A 16,563-nucleotide genomic window follows, 5' to 3' on the forward strand; every position below is an offset into this window, starting at 1 on the left:
AGACATCCTTCTCGGTTGCGATCGCCCCTATGACCTCTGCCAAATCCTCGAAGGTCAGCCCCGCTTTGGCGGCACTGGTTAACACCATTAAGCAACTGCAACAGCAAGAGCAAATTGGCGGACTCATTGCTCCCTTGGTCAGCTTTGTCCAAGAAACCCTCGGCATGTCCTTTGTCTGGCTGGGACTATACAATGAAGCCGCCAAACAACTCATTTGCCAAGGGGGAACCACGCCCGTTGGTGATCATCCCTTCCTCAAGCAGAAACTGACCCTTGCTGCCGGCAGCCTTCTCGATCAGGTGTTGATGAACCGCAAGCCGATTAGTTTGCCCAGTCTCAAGGAGGAAGTACGTCTAGCAGAGTTACGGGAAGCCGCTACCCGTTTGGGCATTCAAGGCACGGCCATCTATCCCATTATCCGCCATCGTCAACCCCTCGGCATTCTCATGATCGGTTCCACCACATGGGGCGATACCCTGCGGGGGGATGATTTGGCCCACATGAGCCTCTTGGTGAGTGCCCTTGGCGCAGAACTGGAACGCCTAACAGCCACGCCAGCAACGAAAGCAGCACCAGAAGCAAAGCAAGCGGCTGCTCCCACAATTACTAGTGATGACCCCGTACGCCATCTGCTTCAGGAGGCCAGTCGTGCGCCTAGCTTGGGTCAACGCATTGAAGCCCTGTTGCGGGCAGTGCACCAATTCTGTCAACCTCAACGTACCAGCCTCTTTTGGCGAGATTTGGAGCAACCCCTCTATCGGCGGCGCAGTTACACCGTTGGTAAACCCCAGAGCCGCGAGAGCCAGCGGCAACCCTTAGCGATTACACAGCAGGAGTTAGCAGGTTGTTATACTGCCCTTGCCAGCGGCCAAACCGTGAGTGTCAGCGATAGTCAAAGTGTGGTCAGTGCTACCGCACCCTTACGGTTAATGCAAATGCTGAATTGCCGTGCCCTAGTGGCGACCCCGATTCTGGTGGGCACCGATGTCGTGGGCTTTCTCACATTCGAGCGCAGTGAGCCTTACCCTTGGAATGACAATGAAAAGAAACTTCTCCAAGTCACCGCAGAGCTATTGGCCTTGGCAGCCCCCACTGAACGCCTCGAGCACCTCCTAGCACAGACCCAGCATGCCCAAAGCTTGGTGAGTGAGTTGGCGCAAGCGATTTGTGATGAGCAGGACTGGAAGCGGGTGCTCCAGCATGCGGGCGAAAGGTTAGCGGCAGATTTAGGGGCACAGTGGGTCTTTTTGTTAAGCTACAACTCCCTGACCCAAGCGTTTGATGTCCTATTTCAGTATCCAGCGCCCCGGGGGCGCGATCGCCATCCGCCCTTCCCGCCATTACAAAAAATGGATTGGCAACTTTTGGAAACGGCCACCACAGCCATTGCCCTTGAGGACTATAGCCATGAACTGCGCCTCTACTCTTGGAAAGAGGTTCTCGACAAGCTGCATATCCAGTCCCTTGTGGTAGCAACCACCACCCCCGGCCATTCTTTGGAAGCACTGCTGTTAGTGGGGCGCACTGAACCCACAGTTTGGAGCAAAAGTCAGCAAACCCTGATCCAAGAGGTGGCGCGCACCCTTGGCCTCATTAGCCATCAGTGGCAACTGCAAACCACCAATACGCAGCAGGAGCAGGTGCGATCAGCGATGTTGGCGGGTTTTACGGCACTGCAACGCACCCAAAACCTCGAGCGCATTGAACTGACGGGCTTACAGCAGCTCATGAACTTAATGCAGGTGCCCCTTGTGGCCTTAGTGACTTGGCGACCCGGTCAGACGGTTGGTTCGATTGTGGCACCGCCCCCCGGCCATCCCAAATTTGCCATTCGCAACGATGCTGACATTGCCCTCTATGAGGATCCGCTGATCCACAGTGCCCTGATGGCCTCCCAAGCCGATGTCAGCAGCAATCCCTACGCTTGGTTAATTCAAACCACAGCAGCAGAACTGGATCCGCGTACGCGGGAATGGCTCTCAGGACCAGACATTGGCCAAATTTTGGCGATCGCCCTGCGCACTGATCCGGAATACGAACCCTCTGGGGTTCTCATTGTCGCCGATCGCCGCGATCGCCGGTGGTCAACCTTGCACCTAGAGGCCTTCCTTACCCTTGTCAACCATTTGGCTTGGGCACACCGCAGTACTTCCCTCATTCAAATGCTCACCCAAGGCTGGCAAACCCTTGAAACCCTCAACTGGTACAAGCACCGTCGCCTTGAACAGGTCTATAGTCAACTTGCGAGTCTCTGCAATCAGTTGACGCAATGGGTTCAGCAACACCCTGAGGCGGCTCCCCTGCTGCGGCGGTTGGGCACACTCCTGCAAACCCAGTTGGAATCCCTCCATCCCCTCTTGAGTCATGAGGTATGGCAACTGGACAAAACGACTGACACAGCAGGCCTAGCGGTGCTCCTCAAGCGAGTGATGGATCGCATCGAAAATTGGAAGCAGCGCAAACAACTGTGGATTCAAGTTCACAATCAACCTGTCCTCACCCTCAATGGTGACATTAGCAAGCTGGAGTTAATCCTTTACGAGTTGTTGCTTTTTGCCTGCCAGCGATCGCCCTCCCAAGGCCGCATTGACATCTGGTGCCAACAAATTGAAGGCATGGGTCAGGGGGGCAAAATGCAGTCTTGGCTGGAACTGTCAATCACCGACAATGGGGAAATAGAGCCACAGTTACTCATTAAACTGCACCAACTCGAACATCTCGACTGGCTTGCTCCCTCCAGCCTTGATCAGCCCCCCGGACGACACCTCAAAGTCTGCTTTAACCTGTGTCAACGCCTAGGCTATAACCTCGATATGTATAAATTAGAGGATGGCCGCTTCCTGAGTCGTCTGCTCATTCCCCTGAATAGTGGCGACACGGGTACCTTTGAATTGCAATCCTCACAGCCGCGCCAATGACCCTAAGCACGATCGCCCTTCTTGGCCTCCCGAACACTGGTAAATCCACATTTTTCAATCGCATTGCCGCTGCCCGTGCCCATGTAGGCAACTGGCCGGGGATTACGGTGGACTTAGCAGAAGCCGAGATTTCCCTCAATGGTGAAATGGTTAAACTGGTGGATTTGCCGGGCATCTACGATCTGGCGGGGACGGCTGCCGATGAAACCCTTGTGCGTGAGTTTTTCCAACGGGTGCCGGTGCGGCTGGTGTTGGTTATTCTCAATGCCAGTCAGATTCAGCATCAATTGCGCTTAGCCCTTCAGGTGAAGGCTTGGGGACTACCAATGGTGGTGCTCCTGAATATGGCCGATGAAGCGCGGCAACTGGGGATTCAGATTGATACCGAGAAATTGAGCGATCGCCTTGGGGTGCCGGTGGTGGCTCTGAGTGCCAAATATGGTGGTGGTTATTGGGAGGCCTACGAAACGATTTGCCATGCCCTCAAGGAAGCACCGATTCCCCAAGCCCCGCTCTTCAAGCCAACGTTGCCAGAAATTGAACCGGGGGCGATCGCGCCCCTATTGGCGGGCACCGTTACTTTCCCCAGTCGCACCGTTCGCAGACTAACAGAACAGTTGGATCACTGGTTGCTACACCCTTTGTGGGGACTGCCCCTCTTTTTTGTAGGGCTATACCTTGTCTTTCAAGTGGTATGGGTGCTAGGGCTGGGGGTTCAAGGCTGGCTTAGTGATGCGTTTGAAGCCTTTCAGGGACAGGTGCTGGAGCCATTCCTCGCGGGGCTGCCCCCCTTGCTCAGCAGTTTGCTCATTGAGGGCATCTATGGCGGTATGACCACGGTGGCAGCGTTTGTGCCCTTAGTCACCATCTTCTTTATTGTGATGGCGATCGTTGAGGACAGTGGCTACCTTGCCCGTGCCGCCTACCTGATGGATGGCCTGATGGCACGCTTGGGTTTAGATGGACGCAGTTTCGTCCTCAGCTTGATGGGCTTTGGCTGCAATGTCCCCGCCCTGATGGCCACCCGCATTATTCGCTCGCCGGGGCTGCGGCTACTGACGATGCTGATCATTCCCTTTTCCCTTTGCTCAGCGCGGCTACAGGTGTTTGTCTTTCTCATTGCCTGTTTGTTTCCCCCGCAGTGGGGGGCAGTCGTCCTGCTGTCTCTCTATGGCTGGAGTATTCTGGCGGCCTTGCTTACTGCCCTCTGTTTCCAGGGCTATTTCCCGAATACGGATCCCTTTTTGCTGGAGTTGCCCCCCTATCGCTGGCCGACGGGGCGACAGGTGATTCTGCGGGGGTGGGGCGAGGTGCGGCATTTTCTCTCGCGAGCCGCGGGCTTCATTATGATAGGTGTCTTGGTGGTGTGGGCATTGACCCATTTACCCCTGAATGCAACGCCCTCAAGTCCAGAAACGTGGGCGGGTCAACTGGGGATAGCGCTACAGCCGCTTTTGGCACCGGTGGGCATTACACCTGCCCTAACGATCGCCCTGATTGTCGGCTTTGTGGCCAAGGAGATTGTGATTGGCGCGTTGGCGGTAATCTATCACCTTTCGGGTACCTCGTTACAGCAGGCGATCGCCCAAGATTTAACGCCCCTACAGGCCTACAGCTTTATGCTTTTTACTCTCCTGTACACCCCCTGCTTGAGCACCCTTGCCACCCTCTGGAGTGAATCGAAACGCGGGCAGTTTACGATTTTTGCGACCCTCTATGCCTTGGTGATGGCGTGGGTGGTGAGTGGCAGTGTCTATCAACTGGGGCACTGGTGGGGATGGGGCTAATGGCCACCCTTTGTGGCATTGGCGTAGGCCCCGGCGATCCCGAACTCATTACCCTCAAGGGTTGGCGACGCTTACAGCAAGCAAGGGTGATTGCCTTTCCGGCGGGACTACAAAGACGGCGCGGCATTGCCGAGGAGATCATTTCCCCCTACAAAGAACCCCAGCAAATGTATCTGCCCCTCGAATTCCCCTATGTCCTTGCAGAAGATGTTCTAGAACAGGCATGGCAAAAGGCGGCAGAGCAAGTCTATGCCTACCTCGCTCAGGGCATTGATGTGGTCTTTGTCTCTGAGGGGGATGTCAGTTTCTACAGTACGTTTTCCTATCTAGCGGCAGTCGTCCAGAGCCTTGACCCCCATATTGCGATTGAAGTGATTCCGGGAATTTGCTCGCCTTTGGCCGCAGCAGCTAGCTTAGGGGTGCCCCTGACCTTGGGGAGCGATCGCTTGGCAATTTTGCCAGCAATGTACCACGTGGAGGACTTGACGCGGGTATGGGCATGGGCGGAGGTGGTGGTTTTAATGAAGGTGCGATCGGTCTATGGCCACGTCTGGCATTGGCTCAAGGAACAAGACTTGTTCGATCAAGCAGCAGTAGTGACTTGGGCAACAACCCCCAAACAGCAGATTTACGCCTCCCTTAGGGACTATCCAGAATTGGAATTGCCCTACTTTTCGCTGCTCATTGTTTGGAAGCGGCGCCTGCAGGCTTGGGGAGTAGGGGGAAGGGAATAAAAGCTTGTACCTGTTCCCCAGCTACTTGGGTTATTGCATACTATCCTGTTAGCCCACGCCCCATAGCCGGTTGGCATATCTATGATTTGTTAAATAAGCCTAGACTCTATTCAACGAAAGTGCTCTGTCGTTAAATAAGACTTAACAACCTAGCTTTGGTGTTCATGACAATCCTAGATGTCCACTCAAATAGTCCTGTAACTGTTGGGCATGGTCGTGGGCGAGATCGGCTAAGGGGAGGTCACTGAGGGGAAAGGCTTGTACTGCACGCACTTCCTTGACATCCAAAACCTGCGGCTCACCGACAACGCGGGCAGCGATCGCGATACACACGGCATGAACACGGGGATCTCGCTTCGGGTCGGAGTAAACCCCCACTAGGCCTTCAAAGCTCTTGAGGCGCAGCCCTGTTTCTTCCGCCAGTTCGCGGGCACCCGTATCAAGAATCGTTTCTCCCCAGTCCATCATGCCCCCCGGCAGTGACCATTGGCCGGTATCGCGGCGTTGAACCAAAATTAGGTGATCGCCCGCTGTCAAGGCAATCACCGACACTGCCACAAAGGGGTGCCGCCAGAATCGCTTCAGGAAAAAACGGACAACTCGCCAGAACCAATTCACGCTTGTAGCTGCTCCAGATCTGCCAGCACTTGTGCCACATGGGCATCGGGCTTCACCCGCCGATAAATAGCCGCAATTTTGCCCGTGGGATCGATGAGAAACGTATCCCGATAAACACCGAGATATTCCTTGCCCATGAACTTTTTCAGACCATAGCTGCCGTAGGCTTGGGCAACGCTGGTGTCCACATCGGCCAGCAGACGAAAGGGCAAGTTAAGCTTTTGCTGAAATTTGGCGTGGGAGGCGACGCTATCGGGGCTAATGCCTAGGATAACGACGTTGCGATCGCCCAAAGTAGCACTGACATCGCGGTAAGCACAGGCTTCTTTGGTGCAGCCGGGGGTATTGTCACGGGGATAAAAGTAGAGAATCACCCACTGACCTTGAAAGTCCGCCAAACGCACCCGCTCACCCGTAGCATCCGCCAGTTCAAAGGAAGGGGCGATCGCCCCAACGGTCAGGGACATTTCTGAGCAATTTCCAATGGTTGGCCATATCTATCTTCCCCCAGTTTGGCTCCTGCTGTGGTGGCTAAGGGGCGTAGCCTTTAGCCCTCAGAGATAAAGAGGCGAATGAACAGGTACAGCATGAGCTGGCGATAACGATAGAGCAGGAAGGCGATCGCCGGTGTCAGAACCACAAAAAAGCCGTACAGCCCCACCACGGTGGCTAAGTCCGTGTGAAAAAAGTCGCGAGCCAGACGCACAAAATCGTGATCAATGCCCCCTTTGCCCATCAGGTACATCTCTCGAAACACAGGATTAAACTGCAACTGCCAAGCAAAGCGCATATTAAAAAACACAATGAAAAACCCCACCATACCGTAGAGGGGACGTTCAATGGGATAGCGGCAGCCCCAACCACTGAGGGCACGGTAGAGAAAAACGACGGCAAAAATGAGTTCAAAGCCATGCCCCATCGCTACAAAGAGCATTTCATGGACTGGACTAAAGGCCACAAGGGTATAAAGCAGCGTAAAGACCCCAAGGCAAATAAGGGTCAGCCGATTGTGACGGTAGAAATAGGCCAAGGCCAGCAATCCCGTATAAATGAGCAGGACGATGCCGCCCGCGCGATCGCCATGGAGAGTGACGCCACCACCGTAGCGAAAATCAAAGGCGGGAACCGCTGGATAGCCAAAGAGCCACGCCATTACTGCATGACCCATTTCGTGGACAAGGGTAATCAGCGGACTGAGCAAAAACGTCACCTGCTCTGACGTAAGAAGAAGGAGCGATAGACCCAACCCCGCCGCGATCACTTGCCAATCTTTGGTGCTGAGGGGTTGGACAGGAATGCCGAACTCTTCCTTGCGAGGAGGAGAAGGGAGGGAGAGAGTCTGACGTAGATGCTCCCCCTTGGCAAGGCGTTGTAACTCATGGCGACTGATGAGATCAAGCACCTCTTCCCAGAGTTCATGGCTGTCTTGGCAGGCCGTGATCAGGATGCTGCTGTGGGCATAGCTTGGCCAGTGGATCAGTTCGCGAGCGAGTAGCGTTAGCACAATTGCAGCTGGGACACTCGTTGGACACTGGAGGTGCAACAAGAGACATTCGCGCCGCTGGCTCACCGTGACGGTTATCCCCTTGGGAGCAAGGGCCGCTTCTAGGAGGGCTTGAATGGCCTTGAGATCTCCAGTGGCAGCCGCTGGGCGCAGGGAGGAGCGGGTCATGATCTACTCCGATTCCAGTCGGCGTAACCATTCGCGATCGATGGCTTCCGATTGGGCGAGTTCCTGCTCCACTAAATCCTGATCTGAGCGATAGATAACATCCTGTTCACGGATTTGCCGCTGCTGGGCATAGGCTTGAGCTGCCCGTAATTTGGCACGCAACTGCGGTGTGGGATTGGTCAGAATATTGGCGTAGTGGTAGCGGCGGGCATTGCGATCGCGAATGCGTTGATTTTGCCACAGTAACCAGTAGTACCGCCCCAAGGGAATACCCAAAAAGCCAATACCATAGCCCAGCAAAATCCAAAAGATGGAGGCCACAAAGGCCACCAGCCCCCCCAGTTCTTGGGCGATCGCCCCATCTCCCAAGAGGTACCACAGCATCAGCGCCCCGATCAGATTGACACAGCCCAAGCCAATGGCCACCATAATTTGCCAAGCGGGTGCCCGACTAAAGCGCCAGCGGTGCTCTTCCAAGATGGGGGGAAGCGTCTGCCGTTGCCCTTTGCGAGTTTGAGCCGTCGTTTGTAACTCAGGAAAGCGATAGATAATCTGCCCTGTCTCTGTGACTTCGGGGCGACCGTTAAAGTGGGTGAGCACCGGCAGCATATACCACTCATCGTCCCCCGGATCTGTTTCTAAATCGAGATAGGGGGCAATTTGCTCTGCCGTGACTGCCCCGCCATTGTTGCGGATCACTTGGCCAATGAGTTGCCAGCGGCGTTCTTCGAGGTCGGCATTGGGATTGCCATCGCCAAAGAGGAAAGAATAGACCCCCTCAAAGAAGTTCATTTCCTCGTCATTGTCCTGTGACCGGGGGCGCGATCGCTGGGGAGAGGGATCGCCAAAGAAATACCAAAAGTCGGGAAAGACCCAAAAATTGATGCCACCGCCCCCCCAAGAGCCGCCTTGGCCGCGATCGTCACCGTCTCGCCCTTGACTGGAAAGGGCAATCAAAATGATGGCGATCGCCAGAAAAATCAGAACTATCGAAACAATGAGAAAAATACCAAAGGAAATGCGAATCAGATAGAAAACAACACCCCAAACCCGCTGCGCCACCGCCCGCAGTCGCAGTTGCCAGTATTTTGCTTGCAGGATACTGCGAAAATTTCTCGGGAAGACGTAGGCAATATCGCCGCTTTCGGCCACTTGTAGCGTGCCGCCAACATCGGCAGCCAAGGCCATTAATCCTTTTTCAGCCGTTTGCAGTGGTAATCCCACCGTACCCGCCACATCCCCTGCGGTCACTCGGTACCCCAGTGTTTCTACAGCTTGCATTAGGCGGCGATCGACCGTCATGTTTGCCTCCCTCTTCGGTAAAAGGCCTCCTGTTCCACCCTAACGTTTTCCCACAGGTCTTGGCGAGACAAAAAAAGAACCCACCCCAAGGGCAGGTTCACAGCACGGATCAGTCTGAGACAGAGGGGCAATTAGCCCACCGCTTCAAAATAGACTTTGGATTTGACAGGGTCAGGGTTCATCGTTTTGTCGCCGGGTTGCCAGCCCGCAGGGCAGACTTCGTCGGGGTGAGCTTGGACGTATTGAATCGCTTGTAGCACCCGCAGGGTCTCATCGACGCTGCGGCCAAAGGCCAGGTTATTGATCGTTGCGTGTTGGATAATCCCTTCTTTGTCAATGATGAAGAGACCGCGCAGTGCCACCCCTTCCTCGGTCAGCACGTTGTAGGCGGTGCTGATTTCTTTTTTCAGATCAGACACGAGGGGATATTTGAGATCGCCCACACCACCAGCTTTGCGATCGGTTTGCGTCCACGCCAAGTGGGAGAACTGGCTATCCACAGACACGCCAAGGATTTCGGTGTTCAGTTTGGCGAATTCATCGTAGCGATCGCTAAAAGCGACAATTTCTGTGGGGCAAACAAACGTGAAGTCCAAAGGATAGAAGAACAAAACAACGTACTTACCGCGATAGTCCGAGAGCTTGACGGTTTTGAACTCTTGGTCATAAACAGCAACCGCTTCAAAATCCGGGGCGGGCTGACCAACACGCAGACAGTCAGACATAGAAAACCTCGTACTCCTAACTACGACAGGTTGAATAGAGCTGTTCACATTTTTTAACAGCTATGCTTACTATATCATACTCATAACGGTTTTGATTATGAAATAGCTGATCGCTGCCACCGTTGCTCAAGGAAGCGGGAGAGCCGTGACAGAGGAAAACAGAGGGCAAAGTAGAACATCGCACCCAAGACATAGATAAAGAGCTTCCGCTGCGGATCGGTAATGGGATTGGCAAAGGTGCTCGTCATGTTTTGCAGTTCGGGCACACCAATCACCACCAAGAGGGCGCAGTCCTGCATCAGCGTAATGAAGTTATTGGTAAAGGGGGGCAGGATAATCAAAATGGCTTGGGGCAGAATAATCCGCCATAGGGTTTGCCGACCCGAGAGGCCAAGGCTGAGGCTGGCTTCTGTTTGTCCCTTGGGAACCCCCTCTAGGCCACTGCGAAAGACCTCACTCAAATAGGCACCATAGTTAAAGCCCAAGCCAAGAATGCCGTAGAAAATGTAGTTAAAAAGCGGCGACACCAAGCGGTTGCTTTGCAGCACGGTCATGACATCAAAGGCAATTTGCCGAGGATCAAAACCCCATTGACTCAAGAGCCCACCAATGCCAAAGCCCCACACCAGCAGTTGCACCAAGGTTGGGGTACCGCGCACAAATTCAATGTAAACCGTACTCAGCCAGCGCAATGGCGGGACAGGATGCAACCTCGCCCAGGTGGCGATCGCCCCCAAGATGACCGCCAACAGCAAACTAAAGACTGAGATCAAAAACGTCGTAATTGCCGCCTGCAGGAGAAACGGCGCGTACAGTATCAACGTCTCATGAAAGTAATAAAGGTAGCCACAAAAGGCAAGAATGCCCAGTCCTAGGCACACCAAAAAGATGCCATTGAGCCATTTTGCCCAAGGAGGAATAAACGGTGCCACTTGCTGCATTCTCGAAAAGCCATCATTTTTGTCAGGATGATGATACCATCTCGTTCTCTAGGGAAGCATTTTCCACAGCACGACAGAAAAAATAGGCGAGGAACTCTTGATTGCCCGCAGGCCCTAAAATCGGCGAGGGAGTCACACCGTGGCACTGCCACCCCAACGCTTCGGCGGCGGCAATCACCTGATCCACGGCTTCTTGACGCGCCTTGGCATCGCGCACCACACCATGTTTGCCGAGGCGATCGCGCCCCACTTCAAATTGCGGCTTAATTAAGGCAATTAGCTCTCGCGGCGGCAGCAGTAATTCCCATAGGGCGGGTAAAACTTTAGTCAGGGAAATAAAAGAGAGATCCACCACGCCGAGATCGGGGCGGGGCGCATCGTCGGTGTAGAGATCAGCGGGGGTTAAATAGCGCAGGTTGGTGCGTTCCCTGAGGATAACGCGGGGGTCTTGGCGCAGTTTCCAATCCACTTGGCCATAGCCGACATCAATGCCATAGACCCGTTTGGCGCCCGCTTGCAGCAGACAATCCGTAAAGCCGCCCGTGGAAATACCGCCATCTAAACACACGCGATCGCGCACCACCACAGGAAAGACCCCTAGGGCATGGGCAAGTTTTTCACCCCCCCGCGAAACATAGGCGGCTTTTGCCTTCACCTGAATCGTGGCATCCACTGCCACCAGTGTGCCCGGCTTATCAATGGGGACATGGTTGACCTGCACTTCCCCAGCGCGAATCCAGCGTTGTGCCTGTTGGCGGCTCTCACACAGGTGCCGCTCCACAAGGAGACTATCCAAGCGTTGTTTGCGGGGACTCATAGGTTTTTCCGAAGGGGCGCAAAGGCAAAGAGTTGGTTGACATCCAGTGTTAAACCGTGCAAGTTCCCTTGAGCAAAGAGGGTGGTTTCACTCTGCCACAGGGGTATAAAAGCAACTGCCGCGGCATTGAGTTCCTGAAGCTGGCGCAAGAGCTGTCCACGGCGTTGGGGATTGACCTCACGGCGACTGGCAACAATGAGGTCATTGGCCTCAGGACTGTAGAAAAAGGATCCCCACGCCGCACTGGCACCACTGTCGCAGCCTGTTTCCACAGAACCGCGATCGCAACTCAGGAAGGGTTCAAGGTAGTTATCAGCATCGTAAAAATCACCATACCAATCGAGCAAGACCAAGGGGTAAGCCCCACTGTCTAAATTGCGGTAGATCGTAGCCGAGTCAGCGCTGTCCAATTGCACCTGCACGCGATCGCCCAAATCCCGCTCTAATGAGGCTTTAAGAACCGTTGCCGCCAAGACATTACTGGGAACATTGGCACGGTACCAAAGGTTGACCACCAAGGGCTGCTGTGGTGAAATGGTCGTGTTCTCCAACCAGTGGTCTATTTGGCTCGAATCGCCGTCTCCATAGCGATCGCGAAAAACAGGCTCACTCTCAGGAAATAAACTGGGCACCAGGGAGTACAGGGGTTCTGCTTCCCCCAAAAAGACCCGTTCCGCGAGGCGTTGACGATTGACACTGGCGGCCAACACCTGCCGCGCCGCCAATTGATCCCAAGGGGGCTGGCGCAAATTAATGCTTAAGACGGTGACAGCATTACCTGCCCCGGTAATGACCTGCCAGTGCTTTGTTGCTGCTTGAGTCTTGAGGGCGCGAATTTGATTGGGATCGAGCGCACCGATCGCCACATCGACTGCCCCCGTGCGAAAGGCATTGTAGAGATTAGCGCTACTGGAAAAGATTTGCAGGCGAATCCCCGTATTTTGGGGCTTGGTTCCCCAATAGTCGGCAAAGGGTTCAAGGCGTACCCCATCGGTACTGTAGGCCGCTAAACGGTAAGGGCCTGTGCCCACAAACTGCGTCGGCAAAAAGCCATCGCCCGCTGCACCATAGGCCGTCGGCGAAACGGCACACAAGCCGCTAAAGGCCAACAAATGGGAAAAAGCCACAAAGGGTTCCTTGAGGCGAATTTCCAGTAAGTCCTCCGCGATCGCCTGAATTTCCTTAACGCGCCCGGCCAAGAGGGAGGCGGGTTGGCCACCACTATTCATAAATCGCTCAAGGGAAAAGGCCATGGCGGCTGCATTAAACGGTGTGCCATCGTGGAAGCGAACCCCCCGCCGCAGGGGAATGCGGTAAGTCAGGCCATCCTCGCTCACTTCAGGTAGCGCTGTGGCCAGTTGGGGAATGAGGTCTTTGCCTTCGTAGCTATAGAGGCGATCGCCCAAATTCAACAGCAGCAGTCCCGCCAAATTTTCGTAGGCATCAGCGGGGTCTAGGGTGCGCAGGCGAGCCGTGGTACCAATGACAATACTGTCATCCCCTTGGCGAGGCTGATCACCGCCACAGGCAACCAGCAGCAGGCTCAACAACAGTACCAGACATCCCCACAGTAACCGTCGTGTCACGGATACACCCGCTCGGTACATCATCCACTAGAATAAAGGGCGAGCGATGGGACTCGAACCCACGAATGGTGGAACCACAATCCACTGCCTTAACCACTTGGCTACGCTCGCCATGCTTCCTGAGCTAGTCTTCTAGCATAGCATAGAGAACTCTCTTATGAAAGTGCCTCTCCTTTCCCAAGTCGTGGCACGCCCTCTTTGGTGGGGCGGTGGCGCCTTCTTGCTCTTGGGGATTATTGCGGCCTGTCTCACTAATCCCACCCCTGCCGACTATCAACGCCGCGCCGCAGCGGAAATGAACACCTTCCTTTTGACTCAAGTGTGTCCAGAGATCATCAATCGCGATAGCGCGATCGCCCAAGTGGCTTTGGAAGTCTGCGATCAACTGGAATCCCGCCCAGCAGAAGACATTGAACGCTACATCGCCTACAACACCCAATCCTATAACCTTGGCGTTGCCACCCTCTTTGTGACAGAGTTGCCCATTGACACCGTCTGGAGCCTCGGCCTCTTTGGTCAAATCATTCCCCTCAGACTGTAAGCTTCCTCTCTCCCTGATTTCAGCAGCAGGTGCAAAATGCAAATACCCATTTCCCCAGACCTCTGCTTGGCAGCAGGGTTGCTTTTAGAACCAGTGGCGTTCGCCAGCTAGTGAGCCTTCGGCAGGGGGCGGGAAAGACTATGCCAAAATATATCAACAACCACAGAAACCAGTAAAACGTAATTACCATGATTGGGAAAACCCTTGGCGGGCGCTACAAATTGATTCGAGTTTTAGGGGCTGGGAACTTTGGCCAAACGTTTCTCGCTGAGGATATTCACCGTCCTATTCGTGCCAAGTGTGTGGTTAAGTACCTGCGCCCCGCCCGTACGGATGCGGCCTTTCTCCCTTTGGCGCGATCGCTCTTTCAGCGGGAGGCACAAATTCTAGAGCGGCTGGGCAGTCACGAGCAAATCCCCCGCCTCCTTGCCTACTTTGAGGAAGACAAAGAATTTTACCTTGTCCAAGACTTCATTGAGGGTCAAGTCCTACGGCACGAATTGTTGCCGGGCTGTGCGTGGTCAGAGGCACGGGTGATGGCGTTGCTCCAAGATGCCCTGCGGGTTTTGGCCTTTGTGCATCAATGTGGTGTTATCCACCGCGATATTAAACCCGATAATCTGATTCGTCGCCAATCGGATCACCGCTTAGTGCTCATTGATTTTGGGGCAGTGAAGGAGATGGGGGTCTCCATTGGTGGCGGTACCTTGGTGGGAGAGACCAATCCACAGACAATTGCCATTGGCACACCAGGGTATATGGCCCCAGAGCAAGCCCAAGGGCGTCCGCGTCCGGCCAGCGATCTCTATGCCTTGGGGATGGTGGCGGTACAGGCATTGACGGGGTTGAGTCCTCTGCAACTCACCCAAGACCCCTACGGTTGTTGGTGTTGGCAAGCTGCTGAACCAGTGAGCGATCGCCTAGTGCAGTTTGTCAATAAACTAATTCACCCTTCTCCCTACGAGCGCTTTGCCACGGCTACCGATGCCCTTGCCAGCCTGCAACAGGTGGAGGTGCCCAAATCCTTTTGGTTTCGCCTTGGCAAATTTCTCAAAACTCCTGTTCAAGACCTCTGGCGATCGCCCGAAGGGCGCGCTGCGCGATCGCCAAGGGAGGATCAGGGTACTTCTCCAGTGTCCCCCAGTCCGCTACCCCCTGTTTCCCCGCTGCCGCCACAAGTCACCAAACCGAAACCAGTGTCCTCTCCAGCGGCAGCCACCGCCGCCCTTTCCAACCAAGGTCGCCATGTTTTTATCAGTCACTCCAGTGACGGCACCGATTTGCAGTTGGCCAGTGCCCTCCAAGAGGTGTTGCAAAAAGCGGGTCACCAACCCTTTATGGCCAGCCAAAGTATCCGCCTTGGGGAGGCATGGGCACAGCGGATTGATCAGGAGCTAAAGCGGTGTGATTTCTTTGTTCTGTTGCTCTCACAAACGGCGGCGCAAAGTGAAATGGTGCTTGAGGAAGTCCGCACGGTCAAGCAGTTGCAAGCCCAACGGAGCGATCGCCGTCCCTTTATTCTGCCGGTACGGGTCAATTTTCCGCTAGATATGCCCTTGAACTATGAGTTGCGGGGCTACCTGCATCGCCTACAACAGCGCTTCTGGCGATCGCCAGCGGACACCGACACCCTGCTGCAAGAGATTCTCGACTTGGTGAATGCGACTACTGCCCCTGTAGCCACCAGTAGCGATGCCGCCCAAGAAACCATTGCTGAATCTGCGCAAATTGGCACATTGGTGGGTGATGGTGCGCCTGTTCCCGTGGCTGAGCCAGAACTCCCAGAAGGGCAGGTGGAAGTGGCCTCGGCGTTTTATATTGAGCGCCCCCCCATCGAGCAACGCTGTCGTGAAACCCTCTTGCAACCCGGCTCCCTGATTCGCATCAAAGCCCCCCGTCAAATGGGCAAAACCTCACTCATGGCACGGCTGCTGTACCGCGCGACCCAAGAGGGCTATGGCATTGTTCCCCTCAGTTTTCAGCTGGCGGATGCCCAAGTCTTCAGTGATTTGGAAAAACTCCTGCGCTGGCTCTGTGCCAGTGTGGGGCGGCGATTAGGGCTAGAAAACCGCCTCAATGAGTATTGGGATGACATTTTTGGCAGTAAATACAACTGTACCGCCTACTTTGAGGAGTATCTCTTACCCAATTGCCAAAAAGCGGGGACACAGTTTGAGGGTCGTCCCCTTGTCTTGGGTCTCGATGAAGTGGATCGGGTGTTTGAGTATCCGGAAGTGGCCAGTGACTTCTTTGGCTTGTTGCGGGCATGGCATGAAGAGGGCAAAAACCGCGATATTTGGCGCAACCTGCGCTTAATTGTGGTTCATGGCACCGAGGTTTATATTCCCCTTGACATCAACCAGTCCCCCTTTAACGTTGGCTTAGCCGTTGACCTGCCCGAATTTAATCAAGAACAAATCGCCGAGTTGTGTCGCCTCCATGGTTTGACCCTTTCAGAGGCGCAGATCCAAGAACTTCAGCACTTGGTGGGGGGGCATCCCTATCTGATTCGCCTGAGCCTTTACCATCTTGCTCGCCAAGACTTGACATGGCAGGCGTTAATAGCCAATGCGGCCTCAGAAACGGGGTTATATCGAGATCACCTGCGGCGGCAGTGGTGGCATCTCCAGCAGCAGGCGGAACTGGTGCCTGCTTTTAGGAATATTTTGCAAGTGGAGAGTGGCAGTGTCGTGGACAGCACTGTTGGCTTTAAGCTCCACAGTTTGGGACTGATTACCCTAGAGGGAAATTTAGCTAAGGTGCGCTGTGATCTTTACCGCCGCTATTTTGGCGATCGCCTGCACTAGTGGACTGAATCATTGGCAGGACAGGCAGCGGTTGTGCGAGCAACAACTCCCTTGCTAAGCTAGAGGAAGAGGGGTTCGGTTATCCGCCAATGACTCTCGTCAGTCTCGGAACTGT

Annotated in this window: 13 protein-coding genes and 1 tRNA gene; 5 read left to right on the plus strand and 9 right to left on the minus strand. The window is 54.6% G+C overall.

The genetic code is table 11. The annotated features are described in order from the left end of the window. Positions 1–29: 29 nt before the first annotated feature. Genes RHP47_RS10760 through RHP47_RS10770 form a run of 3 tightly spaced genes read left to right on the plus strand, consistent with a single transcriptional unit; the run spans position 30 to position 5,439 of the window. A complete protein-coding gene (locus RHP47_RS10760; protein ID WP_310840463.1) occupies positions 30–2,918 on the plus strand; it encodes a GAF domain-containing protein in 2,889 nt (962 codons plus the stop codon). Beyond that, positions 2,915–4,705, plus strand: coding sequence for a ferrous iron transport protein B (feoB, locus tag RHP47_RS10765; RefSeq protein ID WP_310840464.1), 1,791 nt, complete (start codon positions 2,915–2,917; stop codon positions 4,703–4,705). The genes RHP47_RS10760 and feoB overlap by 4 nt, the downstream gene beginning before the upstream one ends. Next, positions 4,696–5,439: a precorrin-2 C(20)-methyltransferase gene (locus RHP47_RS10770; RefSeq protein WP_399381624.1), complete on the plus strand. Its 744-nt coding sequence runs from the start codon at positions 4,696–4,698 to the stop codon at positions 5,437–5,439. Before feoB ends, RHP47_RS10770 begins: the two co-directional genes overlap by 10 nt. Positions 5,440–5,601: 162 nt before the next feature. On the opposite strand, the gene RHP47_RS10775 is transcribed toward RHP47_RS10770, so the two are convergent. From RHP47_RS10775 to RHP47_RS10815, 9 genes are all read right to left on the minus strand, one after another. After that, positions 5,602–6,057, minus strand: coding sequence for an NUDIX domain-containing protein (locus RHP47_RS10775; protein ID WP_149820763.1), 456 nt, complete (start codon positions 6,055–6,057; stop codon positions 5,602–5,604). Then, positions 6,054–6,524, minus strand: a complete 471-nt coding sequence (gene bcp, locus RHP47_RS10780) for a thioredoxin-dependent thiol peroxidase (RefSeq protein ID WP_149820765.1) — start codon at positions 6,522–6,524, stop codon at positions 6,054–6,056. Before bcp ends, RHP47_RS10775 begins: the two co-directional genes overlap by 4 nt. A gap of 80 nt (positions 6,525–6,604) precedes the next feature. Next, positions 6,605–7,729 carry a hypothetical protein gene (locus RHP47_RS10785; protein WP_310840467.1) on the minus strand — a complete coding sequence of 375 codons (1,125 nt, stop codon included), beginning with the start codon at positions 7,727–7,729 and terminating at the stop codon, positions 6,605–6,607. Positions 7,730–7,732: 3 nt separating this feature from the next. Beyond that, positions 7,733–9,031 carry a hypothetical protein gene (locus tag RHP47_RS10790; protein ID WP_286625687.1) on the minus strand — a complete coding sequence of 433 codons (1,299 nt, stop codon included), beginning with the start codon at positions 9,029–9,031 and terminating at the stop codon, positions 7,733–7,735. A gap of 131 nt (positions 9,032–9,162) precedes the next feature. Next, positions 9,163–9,756 (minus strand): peroxiredoxin, encoded by a 594-nt coding sequence (locus RHP47_RS10795; RefSeq protein WP_149820771.1) that lies wholly within the window; start codon positions 9,754–9,756, stop codon positions 9,163–9,165. A gap of 95 nt (positions 9,757–9,851) precedes the next feature. After that, complete coding sequence (locus tag RHP47_RS10800) at positions 9,852–10,697, minus strand: amino acid ABC transporter permease (RefSeq protein ID WP_149820773.1); 846 nt, start codon at positions 10,695–10,697, stop codon at positions 9,852–9,854. Positions 10,698–10,719: 22 nt separating this feature from the next. Beyond that, entirely contained in the window at positions 10,720–11,514 is a 795-nt protein-coding gene (locus RHP47_RS10805) for a TlyA family RNA methyltransferase (protein ID WP_149820775.1), read from the minus strand. Further along, entirely contained in the window at positions 11,511–13,124 is a 1,614-nt protein-coding gene (locus RHP47_RS10810; RefSeq protein WP_399381301.1) for an ABC transporter substrate-binding protein, read from the minus strand. Before RHP47_RS10810 ends, RHP47_RS10805 begins: the two co-directional genes overlap by 4 nt. 14 nt (positions 13,125–13,138) lie before the next feature. After that, positions 13,139–13,211 (minus strand) — tRNA-His (locus RHP47_RS10815). A gap of 46 nt (positions 13,212–13,257) precedes the next feature. Here RHP47_RS10815 and RHP47_RS10820 point away from each other — a divergent pair. Next, on the plus strand, positions 13,258–13,641 hold the full coding sequence (locus tag RHP47_RS10820) for a DUF4359 domain-containing protein (protein WP_286625689.1): 384 nt from the start codon (positions 13,258–13,260) through the stop codon (positions 13,639–13,641). Between the two features lie 188 nt (positions 13,642–13,829). Further along, a complete protein-coding gene (locus RHP47_RS10825; protein ID WP_310840469.1) occupies positions 13,830–16,448 on the plus strand; it encodes an AAA-like domain-containing protein in 2,619 nt (872 codons plus the stop codon). The last annotated feature ends 115 nt before the right edge of the window (positions 16,449–16,563 follow it).

The sequence above is a fragment of the Thermosynechococcus sp. QKsg1 genome, assembly GCF_031586415.1.
Taxonomy (GTDB): domain Bacteria; phylum Cyanobacteriota; class Cyanobacteriia; order Thermosynechococcales; family Thermosynechococcaceae; genus Thermosynechococcus.

Coding starts and splice junctions, on each gene's coding strand:
- RHP47_RS10790 (WP_286625687.1), bottom strand. CDS start 9,031: ATGACGGTCGATCGCCGCCTAATGCAAGCTGTAGAAACACTGGGGTAC.
- RHP47_RS10785 (WP_310840467.1), bottom strand. CDS start 7,729: ATGACCCGCTCCTCCCTGCGCCCAGCGGCTGCCACTGGAGATCTCAAG.
- bcp (WP_149820765.1), bottom strand. CDS start 6,524: ATGTCCCTGACCGTTGGGGCGATCGCCCCTTCCTTTGAACTGGCGGAT.
- RHP47_RS10770 (WP_399381624.1), top strand. CDS start 4,696: ATGGGGCTAATGGCCACCCTTTGTGGCATTGGCGTAGGCCCCGGCGAT.
- RHP47_RS10810 (WP_399381301.1), bottom strand. CDS start 13,124: ATGATGTACCGAGCGGGTGTATCCGTGACACGACGGTTACTGTGGGGA.
- RHP47_RS10760 (WP_310840463.1), top strand. CDS start 30: ATGACCTCTGCCAAATCCTCGAAGGTCAGCCCCGCTTTGGCGGCACTG.
- RHP47_RS10800 (WP_149820773.1), bottom strand. CDS start 10,697: ATGCAGCAAGTGGCACCGTTTATTCCTCCTTGGGCAAAATGGCTCAAT.
- RHP47_RS10805 (WP_149820775.1), bottom strand. CDS start 11,514: ATGAGTCCCCGCAAACAACGCTTGGATAGTCTCCTTGTGGAGCGGCAC.
- RHP47_RS10795 (WP_149820771.1), bottom strand. CDS start 9,756: ATGTCTGACTGTCTGCGTGTTGGTCAGCCCGCCCCGGATTTTGAAGCG.
- RHP47_RS10825 (WP_310840469.1), top strand. CDS start 13,830: ATGATTGGGAAAACCCTTGGCGGGCGCTACAAATTGATTCGAGTTTTA.
- feoB (WP_310840464.1), top strand. CDS start 2,915: ATGACCCTAAGCACGATCGCCCTTCTTGGCCTCCCGAACACTGGTAAA.
- RHP47_RS10820 (WP_286625689.1), top strand. CDS start 13,258: ATGAAAGTGCCTCTCCTTTCCCAAGTCGTGGCACGCCCTCTTTGGTGG.